Source organism: Providencia sp. PROV040 (assembly GCF_032706145.1).
GTDB classification, from domain to species: Bacteria; Pseudomonadota; Gammaproteobacteria; order Enterobacterales; family Enterobacteriaceae; genus Providencia; species Providencia hangzhouensis.
Genome location: NZ_CP120532.1, coordinates 118117 through 138724 on the forward strand (window position 1 = coordinate 118117; position 20608 = coordinate 138724).

The 20608-nt window shown below is 51.2% G+C and carries 35 protein-coding genes; 7 read left to right on the plus strand and 28 right to left on the minus strand.

Translation table 11 applies throughout. The features are described 5' to 3' along the window. Positions 1-508 precede the first annotated feature (508 nt). Both P3L40_RS24750 and P3L40_RS24755 read right to left on the minus strand, forming a co-directional pair. A complete protein-coding gene (locus P3L40_RS24750; protein WP_000062185.1) occupies positions 509-1006 on the minus strand; it encodes a hypothetical protein in 498 nt (165 codons plus the stop codon). Positions 1007-1008: 2 nt separating this feature from the next. Continuing rightward, the gene (locus P3L40_RS24755; protein ID WP_001273096.1) at positions 1009-1497 is read right to left on the minus strand and encodes a DUF1643 domain-containing protein; all 489 of its coding nucleotides are present in this window, start codon (positions 1495-1497) and stop codon (positions 1009-1011) included. A 96-nt stretch (positions 1498-1593) separates the two neighbouring features. Between P3L40_RS24755 and P3L40_RS24760 the strand changes: the two genes are divergently transcribed. Next, entirely contained in the window at positions 1594-1929 is a 336-nt protein-coding gene (locus P3L40_RS24760; RefSeq protein ID WP_000683476.1) for a hypothetical protein, read from the plus strand. A gap of 14 nt (positions 1930-1943) precedes the next feature. Here the strand turns inward: P3L40_RS24760 and P3L40_RS24765 are convergent, their stop codons facing one another. The 4 genes from P3L40_RS24765 to P3L40_RS24780 all read right to left on the minus strand — a co-directional run bounded on the left by P3L40_RS24765 (position 1944) and on the right by P3L40_RS24780 (position 3872). Continuing rightward, on the minus strand, positions 1944-2414 hold the full coding sequence (locus tag P3L40_RS24765; protein WP_001281821.1) for a hypothetical protein: 471 nt from the start codon (positions 2412-2414) through the stop codon (positions 1944-1946). Continuing rightward, positions 2407-2778, minus strand: coding sequence for a hypothetical protein (locus P3L40_RS24770; protein ID WP_000516916.1), 372 nt, complete (start codon positions 2776-2778; stop codon positions 2407-2409). The genes P3L40_RS24765 and P3L40_RS24770 overlap by 8 nt, the downstream gene beginning before the upstream one ends. Positions 2779-2788: 10 nt before the next feature. Further along, entirely contained in the window at positions 2789-2983 is a 195-nt protein-coding gene (locus P3L40_RS24775; protein WP_000343597.1) for a hypothetical protein, read from the minus strand. 340 nt (positions 2984-3323) lie between these two features. Further along, entirely contained in the window at positions 3324-3872 is a 549-nt protein-coding gene (locus P3L40_RS24780) for a transcriptional regulator (protein WP_001061574.1), read from the minus strand. A 162-nt stretch (positions 3873-4034) separates the two neighbouring features. On the opposite strand from P3L40_RS24780, the gene P3L40_RS24785 reads away from it, so the two are divergent. Both P3L40_RS24785 and P3L40_RS24790 read left to right on the plus strand, forming a co-directional pair. Continuing rightward, positions 4035-4385 (plus strand): type II toxin-antitoxin system RelE/ParE family toxin, encoded by a 351-nt coding sequence (locus tag P3L40_RS24785; RefSeq protein ID WP_000270043.1) that lies wholly within the window; start codon positions 4035-4037, stop codon positions 4383-4385. Between the two features lie 4 nt (positions 4386-4389). After that, the gene (locus P3L40_RS24790; protein WP_000124640.1) at positions 4390-4692 is read left to right on the plus strand and encodes an XRE family transcriptional regulator; all 303 of its coding nucleotides are present in this window, start codon (positions 4390-4392) and stop codon (positions 4690-4692) included. 26 nt (positions 4693-4718) lie between these two features. On the opposite strand, the gene P3L40_RS24795 is transcribed toward P3L40_RS24790, so the two are convergent. The 18 genes from P3L40_RS24795 to P3L40_RS24880 all read right to left on the minus strand — a co-directional run bounded on the left by P3L40_RS24795 (position 4719) and on the right by P3L40_RS24880 (position 14452). Further along, complete coding sequence (locus tag P3L40_RS24795; protein ID WP_001239997.1) at positions 4719-5012, minus strand: chromosome segregation protein ParM; 294 nt, start codon at positions 5010-5012, stop codon at positions 4719-4721. Between the two features lie 87 nt (positions 5013-5099). Next, complete coding sequence (locus tag P3L40_RS24800) at positions 5100-5372, minus strand: HU family DNA-binding protein (RefSeq protein ID WP_001043047.1); 273 nt, start codon at positions 5370-5372, stop codon at positions 5100-5102. 57 nt (positions 5373-5429) lie between these two features. Further along, entirely contained in the window at positions 5430-5957 is a 528-nt protein-coding gene (locus P3L40_RS24805; protein WP_001236377.1) for a thermonuclease family protein, read from the minus strand. A 230-nt stretch (positions 5958-6187) separates the two neighbouring features. Further along, positions 6188-7045, minus strand: coding sequence for a hypothetical protein (locus tag P3L40_RS24810; RefSeq protein ID WP_001167032.1), 858 nt, complete (start codon positions 7043-7045; stop codon positions 6188-6190). Continuing rightward, entirely contained in the window at positions 7032-7262 is a 231-nt protein-coding gene (locus tag P3L40_RS24815; protein ID WP_000972663.1) for a hypothetical protein, read from the minus strand. The genes P3L40_RS24810 and P3L40_RS24815 overlap by 14 nt, the downstream gene beginning before the upstream one ends. Next, positions 7262-7780 (minus strand): nitrite reductase, encoded by a 519-nt coding sequence (locus P3L40_RS24820; RefSeq protein WP_000210756.1) that lies wholly within the window; start codon positions 7778-7780, stop codon positions 7262-7264. The genes P3L40_RS24815 and P3L40_RS24820 overlap by 1 nt, the downstream gene beginning before the upstream one ends. Further along, positions 7777-8223: a Fe3+-siderophore ABC transporter permease gene (locus P3L40_RS24825; protein WP_000919345.1), complete on the minus strand. Its 447-nt coding sequence runs from the start codon at positions 8221-8223 to the stop codon at positions 7777-7779. Before P3L40_RS24825 ends, P3L40_RS24820 begins: the two co-directional genes overlap by 4 nt. Beyond that, positions 8223-8582, minus strand: a complete 360-nt coding sequence (locus P3L40_RS24830) for a hypothetical protein (RefSeq protein WP_000422768.1) — start codon at positions 8580-8582, stop codon at positions 8223-8225. Before P3L40_RS24830 ends, P3L40_RS24825 begins: the two co-directional genes overlap by 1 nt. Before the next feature lie 56 nt (positions 8583-8638). Further along, positions 8639-9067 (minus strand): hypothetical protein, encoded by a 429-nt coding sequence (locus P3L40_RS24835; protein WP_000591074.1) that lies wholly within the window; start codon positions 9065-9067, stop codon positions 8639-8641. A gap of 33 nt (positions 9068-9100) precedes the next feature. Next, positions 9101-9961, minus strand: a complete 861-nt coding sequence (locus tag P3L40_RS24840; protein WP_000139698.1) for a DsbA family protein — start codon at positions 9959-9961, stop codon at positions 9101-9103. Between the two features lie 15 nt (positions 9962-9976). After that, entirely contained in the window at positions 9977-10936 is a 960-nt protein-coding gene (locus P3L40_RS24845; protein ID WP_000829616.1) for a S49 family peptidase, read from the minus strand. Then, positions 10936-11790, minus strand: coding sequence for a hypothetical protein (locus P3L40_RS24850; protein ID WP_000539392.1), 855 nt, complete (start codon positions 11788-11790; stop codon positions 10936-10938). The genes P3L40_RS24845 and P3L40_RS24850 overlap by 1 nt, the downstream gene beginning before the upstream one ends. Before the next feature lie 4 nt (positions 11791-11794). Then, positions 11795-12088 carry a hypothetical protein gene (locus P3L40_RS24855; RefSeq protein ID WP_001370730.1) on the minus strand — a complete coding sequence of 98 codons (294 nt, stop codon included), beginning with the start codon at positions 12086-12088 and terminating at the stop codon, positions 11795-11797. A gap of 10 nt (positions 12089-12098) precedes the next feature. Continuing rightward, positions 12099-12572, minus strand: a complete 474-nt coding sequence (locus P3L40_RS24860; protein ID WP_000057877.1) for a hypothetical protein — start codon at positions 12570-12572, stop codon at positions 12099-12101. 96 nt (positions 12573-12668) lie between these two features. Beyond that, positions 12669-13190: a hypothetical protein gene (locus tag P3L40_RS24865; RefSeq protein ID WP_000805800.1), complete on the minus strand. Its 522-nt coding sequence runs from the start codon at positions 13188-13190 to the stop codon at positions 12669-12671. Positions 13191-13192: 2 nt separating this feature from the next. Then, positions 13193-13714, minus strand: a complete 522-nt coding sequence (locus P3L40_RS24870) for a hypothetical protein (protein WP_000393785.1) — start codon at positions 13712-13714, stop codon at positions 13193-13195. A gap of 4 nt (positions 13715-13718) precedes the next feature. Next, on the minus strand, positions 13719-14327 hold the full coding sequence (locus P3L40_RS24875; RefSeq protein WP_000849071.1) for a hypothetical protein: 609 nt from the start codon (positions 14325-14327) through the stop codon (positions 13719-13721). Next, on the minus strand, positions 14324-14452 hold the full coding sequence (locus P3L40_RS24880; protein ID WP_002210560.1) for a hypothetical protein: 129 nt from the start codon (positions 14450-14452) through the stop codon (positions 14324-14326). The genes P3L40_RS24875 and P3L40_RS24880 overlap by 4 nt, the downstream gene beginning before the upstream one ends. Before the next feature lie 143 nt (positions 14453-14595). On the opposite strand from P3L40_RS24880, the gene P3L40_RS24885 reads away from it, so the two are divergent. After that, positions 14596-15711, plus strand: coding sequence for a phosphoadenosine phosphosulfate reductase family protein (locus tag P3L40_RS24885; RefSeq protein WP_014342195.1), 1116 nt, complete (start codon positions 14596-14598; stop codon positions 15709-15711). 17 nt (positions 15712-15728) lie between these two features. Then, the gene (locus tag P3L40_RS24890; RefSeq protein ID WP_000883925.1) at positions 15729-16163 is read left to right on the plus strand and encodes a hypothetical protein; all 435 of its coding nucleotides are present in this window, start codon (positions 15729-15731) and stop codon (positions 16161-16163) included. An 86-nt stretch (positions 16164-16249) separates the two neighbouring features. Here the strand turns inward: P3L40_RS24890 and P3L40_RS24895 are convergent, their stop codons facing one another. The 4 genes from P3L40_RS24895 to mobI form a co-directional block, all read right to left on the minus strand. Beyond that, a complete protein-coding gene (locus P3L40_RS24895) occupies positions 16250-16414 on the minus strand; it encodes a hypothetical protein (protein WP_014342194.1) in 165 nt (54 codons plus the stop codon). A gap of 785 nt (positions 16415-17199) precedes the next feature. Beyond that, the gene (locus P3L40_RS24900; protein ID WP_000350011.1) at positions 17200-18300 is read right to left on the minus strand and encodes a RepB family plasmid replication initiator protein; all 1101 of its coding nucleotides are present in this window, start codon (positions 18298-18300) and stop codon (positions 17200-17202) included. Then, positions 18285-18572 (minus strand): hypothetical protein, encoded by a 288-nt coding sequence (locus P3L40_RS24905; protein ID WP_000127321.1) that lies wholly within the window; start codon positions 18570-18572, stop codon positions 18285-18287. Before P3L40_RS24905 ends, P3L40_RS24900 begins: the two co-directional genes overlap by 16 nt. A 4-nt stretch (positions 18573-18576) precedes the next feature. Beyond that, positions 18577-19116, minus strand: a complete 540-nt coding sequence (mobI, locus tag P3L40_RS24910; RefSeq protein ID WP_001447712.1) for a conjugative transfer protein MobI(A/C) — start codon at positions 19114-19116, stop codon at positions 18577-18579. A 221-nt stretch (positions 19117-19337) separates the two neighbouring features. On the opposite strand from mobI, the gene P3L40_RS24915 reads away from it, so the two are divergent. Both P3L40_RS24915 and P3L40_RS24920 read left to right on the plus strand, forming a co-directional pair. Continuing rightward, positions 19338-19679 carry a hypothetical protein gene (locus P3L40_RS24915; RefSeq protein ID WP_131728116.1) on the plus strand — a complete coding sequence of 114 codons (342 nt, stop codon included), beginning with the start codon at positions 19338-19340 and terminating at the stop codon, positions 19677-19679. Continuing rightward, positions 19615-20598: a ParM/StbA family protein gene (locus P3L40_RS24920; RefSeq protein ID WP_000077458.1), complete on the plus strand. Its 984-nt coding sequence runs from the start codon at positions 19615-19617 to the stop codon at positions 20596-20598. The genes P3L40_RS24915 and P3L40_RS24920 overlap by 65 nt, the downstream gene beginning before the upstream one ends. Positions 20599-20608: the final 10 nt, after the last annotated feature.

Sequence of the window (20608 nt, forward strand, 5' to 3'; positions counted from 1 at the left end):
AGTACAAAGTATTTTGCCTTAGAACGACCTCACACCCCGCCCCTGCTCACGCCCATTTTGGGCAATTACAGATTCAGCATTTACAGGCTTATAATGTGATGCCGTAATAGACAAATAAAAAACGGCATAGCCGTTTTTACCTTACTTTGCTTTGCTCCGGCCCCCGCATAGTGCATTACCAATGCGTGATGAAAAATCCTTCCATTCTGGACTGTTCCGGTAGTCATCCTGTCCAGTTGCTTGTTCCTGGCTGGTCGATGCGAATTGATTGAGAGCATCCGGGCACGAAGAGCAGACCCCGATACCTTCCACTCTATTCACGCGAAGCCAGTGACACGGTTGACCGTTTTCAACACAAGCGTGATCATCGGTGCATCCGCACCCTATACATTTAGCAGTGAGCATAAGCGCCTCCCCAAGTAAATTAACAACATCATAGTATCATTATGTGATGCTGTAAATATTAAAAAGAAAGCGGCCATAGCCGCCCTTCCGAAGTAATTTTCCTTTAGTGGTTGTCTTGGCCCTGTTTCCAAGCGACGAATGCCTGCACTAGCGGTACGCCATCATCACTCAAGGCATTCCCTTCTATCCATCCGCCTCGTATGACGACAGACTGCCCTGATTCCAAGCCAAAAGGTTCCCACTCAGAAGCCACCGGGGAACCGTCCACCAGCAGGTCGAGATCTTCAATCCATTTATCCCGGCCATCCAGAGTTTTCCAAACTGAGTCATCGACCCAAAAGGCCTTGATTTGTTCTGGTGTGGCATTGGTCCAATCGTTGTCTTTCCCGTCAGCAAGTGAAAGTACAGAGTCAACCGTTTGCTGCCAGTTCGGCCAATCTTCTTCGACAACAACGCAAGTAAGCGAGCTCTTGCCATTTGCTCTGCGGCCATCATCAACCTTCCGGATCAGCCTTTCCAGTGTCGCCAGCTCCTCATCGCAGAGCACGGCCTGTGCATCGCTTATCTTTGCCACGAAGTAACGTGCTTCAAGCATCGACATAATTATTTTCCTCCCCAGGGCACAAGTTTTGTCGAATATCCAAGCATTAGTGGGTGCTTCGGGTCCCCCGAACCAGTCACGCCAAATGCCAATACCGGCTTCCCAGATGCAACGAGCTGCTCTAAAAGCCTGTCCAAATGAACATGCAAAGACTTAGGCAGCTTAGTTCGGCTCCCCCAGCAGGGCACCAAGACATCAGCATCCCGAATAATCCTTTCCAAGTGGATTTCATTTTCAGGCCCGACAGGATCAACCGCCGTAGCCAGCTCTCGAACGTCGGTCGCCCGAAAAGCAAAAGCATTACCGACTATGAATCGCCTCCCTCCGTTGACCTTGGTAAACCCTATCCACTTTCTGACCGTGTGATCGTCCTCGGTGGCCGTGGCCGTAGAGCCGTTTACACCAAAATAACCGAACACAAGGCCTTCGGGTTGCACATCCCTTTCCAGACGGTATCTGTACATGCCGCACTTGCTGATAATTGCACTCAAAGTGTCACCTCTTTTTGAATGAAAAATGCCCTTTCACAGTTGCATTTTTTAATGCTGTGATAGGATAAAAGTGTAAGTTGAAAAGGAGAGATGACCATGAAACATGTACTGAATATCGCGCTGATGGCTGTTGTTATTCTTGGCCTGGCTATGCTTGAGGCCACCAACTGGGGTTACGCAGTGCTGGCTATCCCGGCAGTGATTTGGGCCAAGTCGGTGCTCAACCTTCTGCACAAACTGCCGGTTCTGGCTGCTGCTTTTTGGATTCTGGTTGCTGTTTTCGCGTGGCAAGCGGCACTTGTTGGTATCCTGTTCTATGGCGTACTTGCGACCCCTAAAGCGCCAGCAAACACCAATGGCAAGAAAAGCCGAAAAGCCAATCTGATGGGCACTTACAGCTACGACTTTAAAACCGGCGAATGCTTTAGCTAAGACTGGCTCCACGGTTATTTCTCCTCAGCCTTCCTGATGGGCGCTCTCAGCGCTCTCAGGACAGCTTCTTCAAGAGCTGCGGCCCCTGCCCTATCACGTCGCTTTGTTAATGCCCCATATTGCTTCCTGATGGGTAGCATCAGCTCTTCGAGTTCATTGCGCTTCCTATCGTCGGCTTCAAGTTTCTCGCTTCGCGCCAAGGCTTCGGCTTGCTCGCTTTTTGCTTGCCACTCTATCTTGTCGCCTTGCACTTCCCATGCTTTAACGTAATGAGCATCATCCAGACCTTTTGCTCCGTTGTCCGAAAACGAGGCCCCTGAGTAAATGCCACCGACAACCCAGCGCCTTTTGCTTTTTCCCTTTGAGAAATACATCTCACGGCCTAAAACACCATCGCGCAAAGTGGCTACCGAGATAAATAGCCCAGCGTCCCCTTTCCTAAAGCCGCAGAACACAAACTCAAGCGGTTCGTATAAATCACTCATGCTGATCACTCCGAAGAACAGACAAGACCTTCTCAGCTCGCTCCTGGAGGTCTATGAGTTCGGCAGCATCATTACCGCTCAATGACATGTCCCCGCCATAGAGGCGATACTCAACGCTGTCCATCGCCTGGCGAAGCAATCCTAGAAGAGCATTCACGTTTGCCGGTGTTGATAGGGCGACGGCTTCACCTTTCAGCTCACGTCCATTAAATTCCGACCACTCGGCTATGCCTGTCAGTTCGCAACAATTTGAGCAGGACATACTGGCAACATTCTGGGGATCGTCTGGACAGTGTTCATTGATGACAAAGTTCATCTCGTCACTGCCGCACTTTCCACAAATGATGTGTACTTTTTTGCCCATGCTGCTGCCCTTAGTGGAGAGTCTGCTCTTCCACAACAATCATCCCGTCAACCAAGCTGATTGTGGCGGGACCGCAGTTACCCAGCACCTCAGCTTTGACTCCGTTGTTCAACGCGACATAAAGCCGTCTCGCCCCGTTGGTGACGCGGATGCCTTTCTGGTCGAGTTGTTCAAGCATTTCTTCGTAGGTAATTTTTTCGTCCATCAGTTCTCCTCAGCAAGGATCTCGTCGATGAGGTTCTTTGCTATCAATCTGGCATCCAAAGGGACAGCCAGGCTGTCAATTCTGCCTCTTTCATGGGCAACAATGAGTTGCGCCTTCCAAGCTATCCCGGAAAGAGAAGCATCAGGTTCTTTACCTGAGCTTCTCATACATCTTGCGTTTCGGTACGCCGCCAGCCACTCAGGTCTGGTTGAGTTATAACGCCCAAGGCCAGCTTTTCGTTGGAAGCACATTCATCGCGCACCTTTACAGATTCATTTTATGATACTGTAAACAATAAAAAGACACCTTGCAAGACTTTCACATGTGAAAGTTTTCTGGTTTACATCTGCTCGCTTGGATCAAACCCCAAAGCCTTGCACACGTCATCCAGGTCATCGAGCGTGAAGAATCCCAGCGTCAGTTCCCCGGAGCGCTTCGCGGGGTTATAGCGAACTTTGATAGGCCTACCCGTAGCATCGCTCATCAGGGTCTCCAGGCGCTTAATGTCTGCATCCCTGTCCACTTCTTTGCCCTTCGCTATCGCCTCAAATTTATGAACCGGTGTCCTGGTATGCAGGAGATCCCTCAGGAGCTTTTCTCTCTTGCTGAAAGGTAACTTAGCCACGGCCCTCACATGCCCCAGGGTGATCTTGCGTGGATTTCTGAGCCAGAGTGTTAGCTCTTCCTCCGATAGCGTACCGGCGCGTTTCAGGTGTGTAACCGTATAGACCTTCTCAATACCCAGATCCTCTCTGATCTGACTGTTTGAACGCCCCTCTCCGCTTAGGAACGCGACCACATAGGCCTTTTCTGCATCAGTCATGCCTGGATGCTGGTGGTAGTAGTCAATGGCTTCTCTTGCATCGAGCAGTAGGGGTAGGTTGTTCATTCAGGACACCTTTTAGTCACATGACTATATCGAGGCTTATTCTACCCCCTATTTTAGTCACATGACTACTTACTGACATTTCGGCCCCCATCGCCGCCGATTTTTCTTGATTATAGGTTTGAATCTATATAGGATTGCACCTATATTAAGTAAGGAGAAATCATGTGGGTCATCGAGACAACCGACACCTTTGATGAGTGGTTCGATGCTCTGGATGATACCGATAGAGCAAACGTGCTGGCTTCGATGATGGTGCTGCGAGATAGAGGCCCCATGCTGTCGAGGCCATACGCGGATACTGTTAACGGTTCATCCTACAGCAACATGAAAGAGCTTCGGGTCCAAAGCAAAGGAGATCCTATCAGAGCGTTCTTTGCGTTCGATCCAAAGCGTAAGGGGATTCTTCTCTGCGCCGGTAACAAGACCGGGGACGAGAAAAGGTTTTATGAAGTAATGATCCCAATTGCAGACCGTGAGTTTGCGGCGCACTTGGATAAATTGAAGAAGGAGTGACGTTATGGCAAGAACTCTTGACCAAATGCTGGCAACAGAAAAGCCTGAGGTTGTTGCCAAAGCACAGAAAGCGGCCACTGAGATGTTACTGAACATCCACTTGGCAGAGCTTCGTGATCGCATGAACCTTACCCAGGGGGAAATTGCTGCATCTCTGGGTGTGAGACAGCCGACAGTCTCCGAGATGGAAAAACCTGGACGAGATCTCAAGCTGTCGTCCATTAAGCGGTACGTTGAGGCCTCCGGTGGCAAGCTACGCCTCGATGTTGAACTTCCGGACGGCACCCACTACGGCTTTGCCGTTTAACTCGATACGCCCCGTTATGGGGCGTATTACTTCTCTTGCTCTTCTTCCAGCCGTTTTCGGTATATCTCTCCTGCACGTTCCCTGCCATCGTCGGTCAGCCTAAAGGCCAGCTTTAGAGAAGCATTCCGGTACTTGTTCAACAGGCCGTTCTCCACCAGCGTGTGGCATGACGTTCGGAAGTTCGTTCCATGAATACCGCTCTGGCGAGCTGAATTGATCATCTCCAGTATTTTTACACCTGGTACAGGCTCGGCTTTTCCACCGGCTTCAATTGCGTATAGAATGAACAAAACGTCTTTTTGAGTTGACGACAATCTCATCCCTTCCCCTTATTCATGTCTGATATGAATAAGGCTCCCACGAAGGAGCCTTATGTAAACCTTATTCATGTGTCACATGATTAAGATCTAGTTCACGGAGTCTTTCAACCCCTTACCAGCTTTGAACCCAGGAATGTTGGCCGCCGCGATCTGGATGTTCTCTCCAGTCTGGGGATTCCGCCCGGTTCGCGCTGCGCGTTCCTTAACGTGGAAAGTACCAAACCCAGTGAGCGCTACTGTCCCACCCGCTTTAAGCTCCTCTGTCACTGAGTTGATCAGCGCATTTACCGCAGCTTCGGCCTTTGCTTTGCTAATGTCAGCGTCTTCGGCCACTTTCATAATCAGTTCACTTTTGTTCATCGTTATTCCTGTTTGTTTTCTTGGTTACTGTTTACACCTGCATACTCTGGGGTGTGGTTAGTGCTTTCTTCGCCACTCCCAAGGGGGAGTTCTCTCCGATTCCGGTAATGCCCAGAGACCTCGCTTATCGGCTTTGGCTTCGGCCTCCAGCTTGAACAGCTCCGGTGTTTTGGCGTACTGCCGGTACACCCACGCACTCCCAGAACGGACCATTTCGGCATTGACCCATTTGCCATCGACATAAAGGTTGGCGACCAGACGGCCATAACGGTCTTTGTCGATTTGCTCGACTTTAATCATTCGACCAAACACCAGATCGGACAACGCCTGTTTCGCCTTTGAGCCGTAGGGTTGTTTCTTCTCTGGGGTGTCGATTTCCGCCAGCCTTACCCGGTACTGGATTTTGCCGCTCCGGCAATCTTTCCCGGAGTCACAGCTTTGTTCAGTCAGGACCTTGACCGTATCACCGTCAGACACCCCCACAACCTTCGCAGTAAAGGTTTCTGCCCATACCTGAGGGGCCACCACCAGCATGGCTACCAGGAACGCTGAAACCCCCGTATTTTTCACAAAACCTAACCTCATAATCACTCCATCCAAATTACTTTTTTTTCCCAGCCGGTAGAGCCTTGGCCCAACAGAGCCTTGTTTCATCCACCTTGCTGTCTACGATTCGACAGGCATCCCAGTTAAGAGATGACCAGTGAGCAATGGCAGAGGCCAACCAGTACCACGGTGCCGTAAACACCGGCTGGCCCCCTTCCTTCGTTTTAAATACCTGGTATCGCATGTTGATCCTCCTGTTTGGGTGAGGCTTAGGCCTCGTAATAGAAATTTTTTGTGTCCGGATAGGGTTTAAAGCAATGAGCCGTGGCTCTCCCCAGGGAAAGCACTGAAGCCTCAGCTTCCGGCGCTTCCTCAGTGTCTTCACGAAATTCCCCGCCAAGTTGCTTCACCCATTCGGCAGCGAGCTGCACACCTTCATCAAAGGGAACTTTGTTCTTTTGAAGCACATCCAGATAGGAAAGCAGCAAGCAGTGAGGCGTAATGACGGCGGTGTTCCAATCGGTTGCGAGCCGTGTTTCGTCCATATCTGCATACCAGGCATCAACCTGATGTTTCAATCCGATCTCGGCCATCATGCCGTGCTTACCGGCGACCTTTCTGCCTTCCTCTACCACATCAACCGGGGCGTCCCAGTAGAGGACTCCCCCGTCCGCTTCTTGGGTCGCACAGGTTGCACCTTGCGGCCAATGCCTCCGTTCCATAACGAGCTCGCAGAGCGTTTGGTTGCCTACAGGAGCCTTGTAGTCCTCATCGAGATTCACCACGATGGTTTCCGGCTCCTGTTCAACCGGTGGCAGGTATCTGGCGACCAGAGGCATTGTCAAAATCACAGCCCCATCCATGTGAAAGGATGTTGGAGCCTTCACTATTCGGTCCATTACCCAGCACCAAGCATGAAGCAACCGATCCTCTACCTTGTCGTCAGCCTCAATCTCTTGAACGAACTGGTTGAAACGAACCTGACTATCCAGAAACAGGCCTGTGCTCTGACACTTATCGCTGATCGTATGAATGAGCTCCGCCTGCTCCAGAAGCATTTCTCGGGTGACTTCCTCCACATCACCAAATGCGTCAAACAACTTTGTCATGTAGTCACGAATTTGCATGTTCTTCCCCCTCGGCATCGAATTGCTTTGCAAGCTCAGGATCACCGGCCCAGCGAAGGGCGTCTCCCATATGCGTGAAAGCGCGTTTATTGTTATCCTGCTTATTCACCCTGACCGGCGTCTTTTGGTCACGAGGCTGTAGTAGCCAGTACCCGGCCTCTTCCCTGATTAGTTCTGCGGCCACCAGAAAGCCGTTCTTCGTTGCAATGATCATCATCAGCTCCCGTGGTTAAGCCAGTAGGCATAGATAGTGATGGCAAGGCCTCCCGCGAGCACAATGACTGCGGCGGTACGCTGGACCCACTTCGATGCACCAAACCGCGCCAGGTGTCTCCCCAGGAACTGGAAAGGTGCTGTCTTTCCGATAGCGCGAATCACCCAGGAGATTGCCAACAGAAGGATGGCTGTGGCCGGGTATATACCAACCCCTAAGAGATTCATCTCTCCGACCGCGAGCTGATAGATGAATGCCAACAGCATGGCTACCGCAGTCAATACAGCTACAACCTTGGTCCCGTTTCGCCAGTCCCACGCTCGACGTGCGTCACTGGTAAAACTCACCATCGAGACAAGGAACGGCATAAATGGCAGGTTCATGCTGGTGGGTTTATCCATGAATGCGTCAAGACCCACAAACATGGCCGTCATCACCACATAGAACAACAGGGCGGGGACAAGCATGTCGCGTAAAGACCGAACCTGGTTGGCGTTCGCGTTTTGAGTATTCGTCGTCATTGTGTTTGCCCCTTCAACATTCCCCATAGCTGACGGTGAAGATCAGCGATTACCTTGTACGTCCCCTTCACTGCTGGTTGCTCAAGGGTCTTGAGCATCCACAAAGCAATAAACAGGCTGGAAAGCAGTGCCACCACCAACTGGATGTTGTGGCTACTCAAATAGACGGCATAGCCGTTTAGGCAGGCACTCAATAGCAACCAGACCCTGGCCGTCATCAGCCCCCAGCGGTGATAGGTCACGAGCAGGTAGGCTGTTACGACAGAACAGAGTGTCATGGCACCAGAAGTGGCTAGGTAAACGACCCATGTACTGGCCTCGCCAGTGACGTAAGTGCCACCAACGGAGAAGGACAAGCCAAAGATCCAAATTGCTGCATTCCGGAGTAGGGCATCAACAATGATGTAACTAGCAGCGAGATTGATAATTCCGCGTTTTAGCATTACCCCCTCCCGTTATTCTGATACCTGCCCAGCTCAGCCCTGAGCCTATTAATTTCTTCCGTGGCTTCGGCCAACTGCTCCCGATACTTCTTGAACTGCTGATATGAATGCCAGGACTGTCCTTTCGATACTGACTTCGTGATGGCGGCGACCTCATCCGGCGTCAACCGGGTGAGCTGCTCTTCCGGATAGATCAGGATGGTGTTGCTGTCCCAGTCAAAGCCTGCGTGAATAGCTTTCACCCCCACTGTAGGGGTTCCACCAATCCCACCTGGCTGGTGGATGACAAGCCTCAAAGGCGCTGAGGCCTTGTGTGGATGAAGGCTATCGAGAGCCTCTTTTGCTTCTTGTAACTCCATAGATTCACCTCATAGTGAAATCAGGCCCCGGAGAGCCTGACTTTCACATGTGAAAGTTAATTTGCCTTCTGCTGTCTGGCAGAAACCCTCAAGGCCAGCGCCTTTTGCATGTCGGGCTGCTGGAAACGCACCTTGGTCCGATCAGGCCAACTGTCCATTTCATTGCACCGCAGGGTGTCTATGGCCGCATCACGGTAAACCTGATAGAAGTCGGTTCCACCTATGGAGTTAATTGCCATCATGGCGGCAAACATCGGGTTACTGTTCATGACGCTTGTAAGAGTCTCGGGGGTCATTGGGGTGTCGCATGACTTGTTGAGGGCAACCAGCAGGTCATTACCAACCAGGGCACAGGCAGCGCATACCTGTTTGGTATCATCCAAGGCCTTCGCGTATTCGTTGTTTGGCTGAGGGACGCTTGAGCAAGCCGACAGGACAAGCAGCCCCGCCAGAAGGCATCCCAATTTAGTTGTAATCTTGATCATCAGTTCTCACTCCACTTTCACATGTGAAAGTTTTTATTGGTTCGCGGAGTCGTCTTGTTGCGACTCAATCATCATTTTTCGCATCACGGCCATGATGGCTTGCGCCGGTTGAGCGCCGCCGAGAAGCTGGCTCTTGCCGGTATGGTTGTCCACTACAAAAGTGGCTGGTGTCCCGTTGACGCCATAGCTCTTGGCTTTCTGGATGTCAGCTTCAACCTTGTCTTCGTACTTTCCTGAGCCGAGGCACTCCCGGAACGCATCCAGATCAGCACCAACACCAGTGACAACAGAGGCCAGGTCAGCAACACCGCCACCATTCCCCTGGGTATGGTGGAAAATGTCGTTAACGAAGACCCAGAAGCCACGGTTGCCCTTCTGCTCAGCAATACATTCAGCGGCCAGAGCTTCCTTGTGAGCTGCCGGGTTATGGAAATCGAGAGGCATGTGCTTCCACTGCCAATTCACATTGCCTTTGCTGGCATCCACAATTTGTTTGGGTGTGTCGTGGAATCGCTTGCAGAATGGGCACTCCATATCGGAGAACTCCACCAGCGTGAACCGAGCACCAAGGTCCCCGTAGATGTGTTTGCCTTCTTCGACCTTCTCAGGTGCTGCCTCGAACTGGGCATACTTCTGATCGATGTCGGCTTGTTGTTTCTGCGCGACAAACTTGTTGATGCTTTCGGCCACAGCAGCTTCAAACTCTGCCTTGCTTTTGAAGGTGACGCCTTCGGCATCCTTCACCTGGTTGACCGTAGACTTCACGTTGGCGATCTCTTGCGCCAGATCCTTCTCTTTCACGAACTGGTAGATCCCGAACCCGGTTCCTACGAGCCCCAAAAGAATGGCGGCAACAACCCCGAGACGTAGTGATTTGGTACTTTGTTCTGTCATATCAAACTGCTCCTATCAGTAAACTTTCACAGCGCTGAGTTCTTGCACGAAGGAACTGGCTTCGAGCTTCGCTCGTTGGGTCAGTCGCCGGATGATGTCTTCGGTTGGTGTGTAGTCCACCAAGTTGCTCTGGTGGATGACGTCTCGCGCCACGGAGTTCAAACTACCCAGGCCATCAATCAGCCCAATGTCTTTGGCCTGCTCCCCGTTCCAGAGCAATCCAGAAAACACCTCTGGGTCGTCTTTCAGTCGATCACCCCGCCCAGCCTTCACTCGTTCGATGAACTGCTGGTGGGTTTTCGATAGAACGCCCTCCCAGAATTTCTTCATGTCAGAGGTAAGAGGGGAGAATGGGTCGAGAAGCGCTTTGTGCTCTCCGGAAGTGATAGCCCGGCGCTCGATGCCGAGCTTGTCCATCAAGCCGGTGAATCCAAACCCCGAGCTGATGACGCCGATAGAACCGACAAGGCTGGCGCGGTCAGCATAGATTTCATCCGCAGCAGAGGCGATGTAGTAACCGCCAGAGGCACCGATGTCATCAATGATGGCGTAGACCTTTTTCTCCGGATGAAGGGCTCGCTGCGCCTTCACTTCGTCATAAATCCGTCCTGCTTGAACCGGGCTACCGCCAGGGCTGTTTATGCGAAGCACGATAGCTTGTGAGTTCGGGTTGTCGAATGCAGCTTGGATGGACGGGATAAGGTGATCAGCATCGGCCAGAGTGCCAGCAGCAATTTCACCACGGATGTTGATATACGCGGTGTGAGGGGCTCCTGCCTTGGCGCTTTGCCACGGCATCCCACCCGGATTAGATGCCAAAATGATGAAGCCGATCATGAGAAGCACGAAACCAGATGCGCGAAGCACACGCAACATGGTCCGCCAGCGCCGGTCTTTCACCTGCTCTTTATGCAGGGTGAACATGTACTTCTCAATGAGTTCTTTCTCCCAGGGGATCTCTTTGTTTTCTGCCATTAGTTTTTCCTTTTGCATGTTTCGATTATCAGTCCCCAGAACTCTTCATCAGCGCTATCAGCCCGGTCTTTGACTTTCTGGTAAACAAGGTTGGTGTTGAGCTGATGCTCACGACAGAACTGAGCAATGTTGCTGTAGGTCCTGTCCAGATAGGTGAAGGGTTTCCCTTTACCTTTTTTCTTGGCGAGGATGAGCTTCCACTCATCATTGGAGAGTTTGTCTGCGGCCTTCCCGGTGTCCGCAATGCGCCTACGCACCGTTACCGGATCAAGTCCATGTGCTCTGGCTATGCTGGCAACGCAGTTGAACTTCCGACCGTCAATCATGACAGTAGGCAAATCACCAGCGGCAGCCTCCTTGAATCGGAAACCTCTGTAACCTGGTTTGAAGATCCCAGGAGCAAGTTGCTCACGGAACTCGATTGCTTGTTCTGACCTGACAAACTTGCTGTCGATTTTGCCGAGCATGTACTTAGCCCGAGCGATTACCTGGTAAAGCGTCTTCTCCAGGAGCATGGCGTCAGCAGCTCGACTCGGAAGACCTATGTCGTCTTCTTGCTCGATACCCAACATTTCTGCATGGCTGGAGCCTTCTGCATGTCGGAAACAGCCGTCGTACTCAAAAAGAAAGGAGGCCAAACCTCCTCTCAGCTTTGCTTTGAACCGGGTGTTGGCCGCGTTCTCTGGCGCTGGTGCCAGCTCGGACACTTCAAGCCCTAAATTTGCGGCCAACTTCCGCAGGTCTTCCTCTCCAATTCGGCATCCAGGCTGCATAACCTGCGCCAGAGCAGATTCATCAGCACATCCGCGTTCTTTCAGCTCAGCCAAGAGGTAGGGAACTCGTACTACCCCCATAAGCTCAAGCTCCCTGAATCGCGTGGACCACCAGCTCACAGAGTTTCCCGTACACAGGAGCAAGGCAGAGTGAAGCCATCACCATGCCAAAGGCTTTCGATGGAGCCTCTTTGGCGAACTTGGTCAACCACGGCATCATGCCGCACAGAGCAGCAACCATAGCGCCAGCCACCCCCAGGGAAGGGAATGCCATCACTTGGGCCAGAATGAAGAAACACTGGGCGTATGCCGCATGGGTCATCGCCTTCTTATCTGCTGCCGTGAACTCCACGGCATCTACGCTTTTGACTTTTTCCATCACATTGTCCTCATGCAACATCAGGTTTTCCGAAAAATTTCTCATACACTTCGAGGTCGAAGGCCAGCATGGTCTTTGCCGCCTTTTCACTAAGCTGGTGGAGGCTAAGCATCTGAACCTTGTCAGTGCCGGTCACTTGCAGATCCACCGCGAACCACGTCCCACCTTTGGTCACGGCCAGAACTTGCACCGCCCAGGGCTTATCCAGTCGTTCGGGCGGAGTGATCATGTTCGACACTTTGGCGACCGTCGCGGTTGAACCTACCCAGTGCTTGTCGAACGCAATGACGTTCAACGCTTCAAACGCATCCTTCGCAGCTTTAAACCGGCTCCGGACAGCATCTTGTTGCTTCCAAGCCATGAACTGGAGAAGGGTCATTCCACCAGCCATAAGGGTGAGAAAACTCAAGCCATTGGCGGCAGCTACGACCGTCGCTACCAAGGACCCCAACATGACGAAGCGGTTATGTTTAAGCTGGGCCACTATTCACCTCCTATACCAACCAGCGTACAGGACTTTTCAAAAATGCAACCCCGCCTAGCTGCCCAATTCGGGCAACCCTGATTCAATCCAGAACTTTCACATGTGAAACTTTCCGCCACAGGAACAGGAGGTTTTTACCTGACCAGAACGGATGGATTGATAGCGGTGCCACAGCTTGACCACTTCTTTTTCGCTGAGAAGGTTTGTCTTGATGTAACGGACTCTATCCCCGTCCGCTGTCTCAACAACGGTTCGGACATAGCCGTACTTGGCAACGGGTGCCTTGTACTTGTGTGACAGAATTACCCGGTAAACCGAGAGCTGGATAATGTCCGACTCATAGATGTGGTTTACCTGGCGCAGCTTGGTGTCCAAGGGAATGAGAACCCCATTCTTGGTTTGGTACACCTGATCAACCCTGCCGTGCATGGGCACCGGCTGTGTGGTTGATATGTCCTGTTCGGACAAAAACAGAGTGGCCGAGCGCAGCTCATAAGGCATGTTCTCTGATTTCCACCACGCCCAGGTGTCTCCAATGCCGCGTTTGCGCCATTGGTCCACTTTCGCAATGACGAAAGGGGCGATGATCAGGACGAATATCCAGAGAACTGGCTTCATGACTACCTCCGGCCCCTAAACCACTCTGGATGATTGGATACATCCATGCTCTTAACCTGTGATGAGAAGACCAGTAGCTCTTGGGTCGTCAGGACGGTCTCAGGAGCCCGAGCGATGAAAGGTCTCAGCAATTCAGAACCCGCATAGATATTGATGACCATATGCAATCGCTCTGTTGCTCCAGAAACTCTCCGCCAGCTCCGGTAGGTTTCTGTTGATTTGGCATAGCCAACCAAGGCAGGAGCCAGCGTGTCGGACTCCTTCGTATTCAACTTCCCTTTTGCTGCCTTCGATACGAACTCAGCGATCACCGAAGCCAGCATGTCGGAGGTAAGGTGAAGCGGCAGCTTTATCGTGTCGAAGTCAGCCTGCTTGATGGTGAACAGGCGGATGTGATCGTTGCGGTAGTCACGCACATAGATGACATGACTCTCAAATGGGTTGGAGTGGTTAAAGGCATCCATACCCCAGCCTGCGGCCTCAAGATGTGCGTTTGATACTGACTTGTCGTAATCAAATTCCACGCTATTACTCTCCGTCTTGTCGTTCAGGAACTTTCACATGTGAAAGTTTTCCGTCGGTCATGATGTCCAGGACGGCTTTGCCCAGTCTCATCCCTTTATGGTTTTGAACCGGGTCTCCCTTGTAGAAAAGTCCTGGCTCGTTATCGGGATGGAATACCCCGTGAGGAATGTTGTCGTGATCGCCCAGCCACATGCGTAGCCTCAGATCCACCAGCCACCCATCATCCAGGACAACCCAGAAATGCGGTGTCACGATGTCCTTGGTCTGTTCGTTTCGCACAAAGCCATACATGCAGTCATGAGGTACACCCGCTTCATTGAGTAGGTGGCTTACTGCCCATGTCATACCGTCACATTCCATCTGGCAGTCATCCAAGGTCATAAGGACGGCTTCCAGTTCCCGGTGCCACTCCGTCATTTGCTTGGCCGCAGGTTTTACCACCAGCTCGTTTTTGTTTTCTGCCAAGATGATGTCTTCCTCGTCAATATTGCATTCGTCTATCGCTTCCGAACGGATGGATACCGCTTCATCCCAGTCATCGCTCGATCCGAAAATGCTCCAACCCTCAAGACCGTAATTCACCCATACGATGAACCGCTTTATCGTTTTCATGTGCGGCCCCCTTTAACCGTGCAACGTTCCCACATACTCACCCCTTCAAACCGTAACCCCACCAAAAAGCCACTTCTTGATGATTTCCAATCAGCAGCGGCAGGTTGCCCCTGAACTAACCTCACCGAAAAACCACCTTTAGATTGCTTTCTGGTGCTTATCAAGTTCTCCTGAGTGATTAGTCGTTCTGAAAACTTTACTTTTCACAGTATCATTTTATAATACTGTAAATCATAAAAACAACCCAGTAAAGAAAAAAGAGCGACTTATGTTGAGACGAGAAAACCAAGGAGATTTGTTCGATGACCAGGTGGTGTTGCCATCACTGGAGTCGGTTCTTACCGGCATATCTTCCAGTCAGCGTTGTGACGATAGAACAACGTACTTCTCCGCTCCGGATGTGGACCTGAGTTTGTACGATCACATCATTGTTTGCCTGTCTGGAGGCAAAGACTCGATTGCTGCGTACTTGCGGCTGGTGGACATGGGTGTTGATAAGTCAAAGGTGGAGTTCTGGCACCATGATGTTGATGGTCAGGAAGGCAGTTCGTTGATGGATTGGGCCTTCATGCGTGATTACTGTCGTCAGCTCGGGGAAGAACTGGGTATCCCAATGTACTTCTCGTGGCTTGAGGGCGGCTTTGAGGGCAAAATGCTCAAAGACAATGCCTATAGCCACCCCCATCGTGTAGAGACGCCTGAGGGGCTTCTGGTGCTGCCTAGAGACCATAAGCGCTCTAAGCCTGGTACGCGCCTTCGTTTCCCTCAGCAATCGCCATCACTCCAAACAAGGTGGTGCTCATCAGCCTTGAAGATCGATGTTGGCCGCAGAGCTCTTAATAACCAGGAGCGCTTCAAGGGGAAGAAGATCCTTTTCATCACTGGTGAGCGCCGGGAGGAAAGTGCAAACAGATCCAAGTACAACCAGCTTGAGGCTCATGCCTGTGACAGAAGATATGGGAAGACTGCACGGTTAGTTGATGCCTGGAGGCCCGTTCTTCATTGGACTGAGGAGGAGGTATGGGAAGTAATCGAGCGTCACCGCATCCTGGCCCCAGTCCCTTATCGCCTTGGCTGGAGCCGGTCGTCGTGTATGACCTGCATCTACAACTCACAGCGTATCTGGTCCACGATCCGTCACTACTGGCCTGAACGAGCTGGGAAAATTGCTCAGTATGAACAAACCTTTGGTGTGACGGTATCAAGAAAAAAAATCGACGTAATAGATTTAGGTTCTGCTGTTGCGCCGATACAGATTAGTGATGTTGAGGCATTGGAGCAGGTATCCAGAGAAGATTACACGCTCCCGATTTTTGTGCCGGAGGGGCAGAAGTGGGTTCTCCCTGGTGGCGCATTTGGCCGAGAGGCCTGTGGTTCTGATTGATTTGTGCAGAGGTGGCAATGTTGGATTTTGTTTTTTTGGTGTTTTTGGGGTTGGGCATATCTACGGTGCTGGTGCGTCGGTCTTCCCGTAAGGGGATGGATCTTGAGCTGACATGGCTCCAGTCGTTGAAGGTCGTGCTGGTTCGTGGAGCTGTTGCATTGGGCCTGGGTTTTGGCATTGGCAGGCTTGTATTGATGGGGATGCAGTATGGTTTCCTGAGTGAGTCTGTCCTGAGGGAACATGCACTTGTCTCCGTAGCGGTGGTTCTGATCTGTGGGCTTGGTTCGTTCGTTGCGTTTCAGTGGATCATCGGGAGGATCTCTGGAAGATCGATCAGCGTCGTTTCTGTGATCAAAGCTGTGATGTACGAGTCTGGTTACTTTGTGCTGTCGATGCTTATCTTGTTGGTGATACTCGTCCTGTTCGGCCTTGCATACGAGACTTTTTTCTAAAAAAACAGTGTTGATTATTTTTTGTTCAGTGATCAAAAGGATAAATATAAAGATCTTTAGATCTTTGTATAAAGGATTAAAAACGGTTAAAGACAGGTTAGGCGTTCTAAATCACCACTCAACACATTGATATTACTGGTGTTTTCATATTTATTCCGTGCAACAAACCCATAGGTTGCCGTGCAGCGTTCCCATAGGTTGCCGTGCAACGTCCCCACATACCCTTGGATCTTATCCACTGTTATCCACACGGAACCCCTCTTTTTTCCACAAAATCCTTACAAAACAGAGCTTTCGTGCAGCGTTCCCACATATCAGATCTGGTGTTCGTGCAGTATTCCCACATGTCTAAGGTCATACGTGCAGTCGCCCCATATACAATTTTCTGAACGTGCAACGTACCCACATGTCAATTTTGGTCGTTTTTTGCACCGTGCAGCGTACCCACATATGATCGTGCAGCGTTCCCATATACCAAAACCCCGTTTATGCACAGGAAATGTGGATAACTTTTGGCCTCTTTTTGTGTGCGCGTGATCACTTTATGGACTATTAGAGTCATTTTGACTGCTTTTTTAGGTTTGTCCTGATCTGTCAATCTTTGTTCTGCTTCGTCAATCGTGCAGAGTTCCCATATATCGAGAGGTTCAGGACCTGCTTTCGTGCAACGTACCCACATATCAAATCTCATAACGTGCAGGTCCCCCACATCCTCACCCTTTAACTATCAATACCTTACGGGAACCACTCTACGGGAACCACTGGAGCAGCATGGCACTTATCCTTCGTCGTGGCTTACGCTTGCACGATACTGAGACTCAGCTTGCGACTACCGTGCAGCGATCCCATATATAGAGCCCCAGCCCACGCTGCATCTGGGGTCACGTTCGCTCTATCCGTGCAGCTCCCCCATATGCGGAGGCATTCCGTTTCCGGTCCTGCCTGGTGGGCGTACCTTGTGCGCTTTCTTCTGGCATAAAAAAAGGCGCTGACGCGCCTATCTTTCTTTTCCCTGGGGGGTGGGAGATTCTGGTGGCTATCTCCCCTTACGTTGGGGTTCATCAATGATGTCGTGGTCGATCATGCCGTGCTTGATGGCCCGTAGCTCTGTCTGCTGCTTACGCTTGTTGGACGCCATCACCTGCTTCACGAAGTTCTCATGAGGCCTTATGACGTACCGCACGTCGATGACTCTGCGGCCATCCTTGATCTGGTTCGCGTCGTAGTCGCTTATGACCTCTTGTTTGATGAGGGCCTCCAGAGCGAGCTTCATGGCTCTGACGTTCTCCGGCATCCGTGGGCTCAATTCACGAGGGCTCTGGGTCAGGAAGCTGATAAGCGATGGCGTGTACGGCGAATCTGGTGATGCTTGAGTCCAGTAGTGGCTCATTCGCTTGTAGATGTACCGTGCAAGAGGGGAGCGGATTTGCATTCCGATTTTGTAGTTGTACTGACGAAACGACAGATTCATGATCGATTCGTTTACCAGCGGGTTGAACTGCACATAGCACCTGGCGTTCCCGCCTTTCTTGCGAAACTCACCTCTGGTGGTCAGTCCCACCATCGGGAAGAAGCTGGAGCTGATGAAGGCTTCACCGTCATCACTGATACATTCGAGTGTTGCGCCACGACAAACCTGGATTGCTTCCTTGATTTCGTTCAGGTTGTACCCGTGACCCATCTTCGAGAGCTCTTTCTGGAGTTCGTACAGAGTGAACATGACTCCAGCCTTGCCCTCGATGATATGGCCTTTCCCGTTCACTGCGAGCTTGCGTAGAGCATCCTCAAGGATTTCCTCTCGCTGTCCCGCGTAGATCAGCACGGTTCTTCCGTCATCCTTCTCGATGATGGCTGGCTTCACCTTCACCGTGAAATGCTGGCCTCTGATGGTGCATTGTCGTGTCACTACAGCGTTGGATAAATCTTCATGCTCACGCTTTTGGTCCCAAATGTACTTCGGCAGCGCATCGTAGATCTCGATGGTGTTGGAGTAGTCGTCTTTCTTGGCCGGAGATTCAATGATCTCAAACAGGCTCATTTGCGGTGAGTCTTTGATTACGTCGAGTTTCTCCAGGTCTTTGTCTTTGGTTCTCTTGCTCATGATTGTTCCGTCGATACTTTCTAGCTGGTGGTCCATGCCGCCAGCATTGTCAATGCTCCCGCTGCTACCGTCGCTGAAAACACTAGCTGGTAGATGCGACGCTTAGCCCCCGCAGTGCCGCTCATAAAACGCAGGGCTGCCGCTTCATATCGGAAATGAGCGAACTCACCCCGAAGGGTGCTATCTGTCCCCTGTGGCGATTGTGGGCGCTTTGACAGGGCAGGGCGAGGATGGCTGGCGACTTTCTTGATCATCGCTTCACATTTCCCCAGTTTCGCCAATTCAGTGGCCGCTACAGATGCTGTCATGTTGTCACACCTCGTCGCTATGTGTCTTGTTTAGCTGGCGCTCGTACTCGTTTAGCGCCCGGCGAATTTTTGCTAAGGCAGTGGCGCGTTGTCTTAACACGGCATACCTGGTTTCAACTTGCTGGATCAACTCTTGTGCCCAGACAGGCTCTTTCTTGAAGTGCGACATGCTGTAGGCATGACCGCGACCCTTCTTGATATGTGTCGATAGAACCCTTTTCTTTTGTCCGGGAACTTGTTCGACAAATCTGTTGCGATACCACTCTGCAACGAGTGATACGCCTAGAATGCGAACCCGTGTACCGACACGCCCTTGTTCGTCCTCTGACGCTTCTTCACGCGCTGATTTGTGCGCGTTCCAGTACATGTCCGCTTCCTGCTGCGCCTCGACAGCAAGAACCGCTAAGGCGTGATCCAGTTTGCTCCGTACCTCTGCAACAAACTCTCGTCCCTCTGCCTCTAGCAGATCCTCTGTTATCTCGGATCGTTCTTCTTCGAGCTTCGGATCTAGCAGATCTAGCCATCGCTCTGTTGGTAGACTCACCTCAATACCCTCCCAATTCCTATCCAATTCCTATCCACATAACTATCTATCTGGAATTTAAAGCTGATTATTCCAATACTGGAATCTAGTTCTGTCACTAGGCTAACCCATCTTTGGAATTTGTCAAATTTCCCTCTATCTATCTGGAATCTTGATGCTCTTATTCTTTCACAGCCTCTTTACATATGAATCTATATTTAAAGATTCCAGATATATTGGATATGGCATCAAAGATTCCAAATGCCTCTTTACCACCGTCTCTCGATGCTGGAGGGCAAGCGGTTCTCGATGCGAGGGTAAGGTCTGTTTATCTGAGCCTATCCGTGCAGCGTTCCCATAGGTTCCCTTACTCAACGATCAAAAAGCCACCGAAAAGCAACCTATATGCCCCTTTTGGGCAATTACACAGGCCATCTGTCCCCGCTTTTAGCCTTATTCTCTATCCAACACGCGGCAAGCAATCGAAAAGCAATCTAAAAGCAATCTTTGGAGGATTTCATGAGTCAATTTGTTCTGGGTTTGGATATTGGTTACTCCAACCTGAAAATGGCAATGGGGTATAAAGGTGAGGAAGCTCGCACAGTCGTCATGCCGGTGGGGGCAGGTCCATTGGAACTGATGCCACAACAGTTAACTGGCGGTGCAGGGACCTGCATTCAGGTTGTGATTGATGGAGAGAAATGGGTTGCAGGCGTCGAGCCTGACCGATTGCAAGGATGGGAGCGTGAGCTTCACGGCGACTATCCTTCGACCAATCCATACAAGGCTCTTTTCTACGCTGCACTCCTGATGTCCGAGCAGAAGGAGATCGATGTGCTGGTGACTGGCCTGCCTGTTAGTCAGTACATGGACGTAGAGCGCAGAGAGGCGTTGAAATCTCGGCTTGAGGGTGAACACCAGATCACGCCAAAACGATCGGTAGCGGTTAAGTCTGTCGTGGTTGTACCTCAACCTGCCGGTGCTTACATGGATGTTGTAAGTTCAACCAAAGATGAAGACCTCCTGGAGATTATCCAGGGAGGAAAAACCGTTGTAATTGACCCTGGGTTCTTTTCTGTAGACTGGGTAGCTCTTGAAGAGGGAGAGGTCCGCTATCACTCATCTGGCACCAGCCTCAAGGCGATGTCGGTGTTGCTACAGGAAACGGACCGGCTAATTCAGGAAGACCACGGCGGTGCCCCTGGCATCGAAAAGATCGAGAAAGCTATTCGTGCCGGTAAGGCCGAAATCTTCCTCTACGGTGAAAAGGTATCGATCAAAGACTACTTCAAGAAAGCCTCAACCAAAGTCGCTCAAAACGCCTTGATCCCTATGCGGAAGTCAATGCGTGAGGACGGGATGGATGCTGACGTAGTTCTGCTGGCTGGCGGCGGTGCCGAGGCTTACCAAGATGCGGCCAAGGAGCTTTTCCCTAAGAGCAGGATCGTACTGCCCAACGAATCCGTGGCATCCAATGCCAGGGGCTTCTGGTTCTGCGGCTGATAGATAGGAG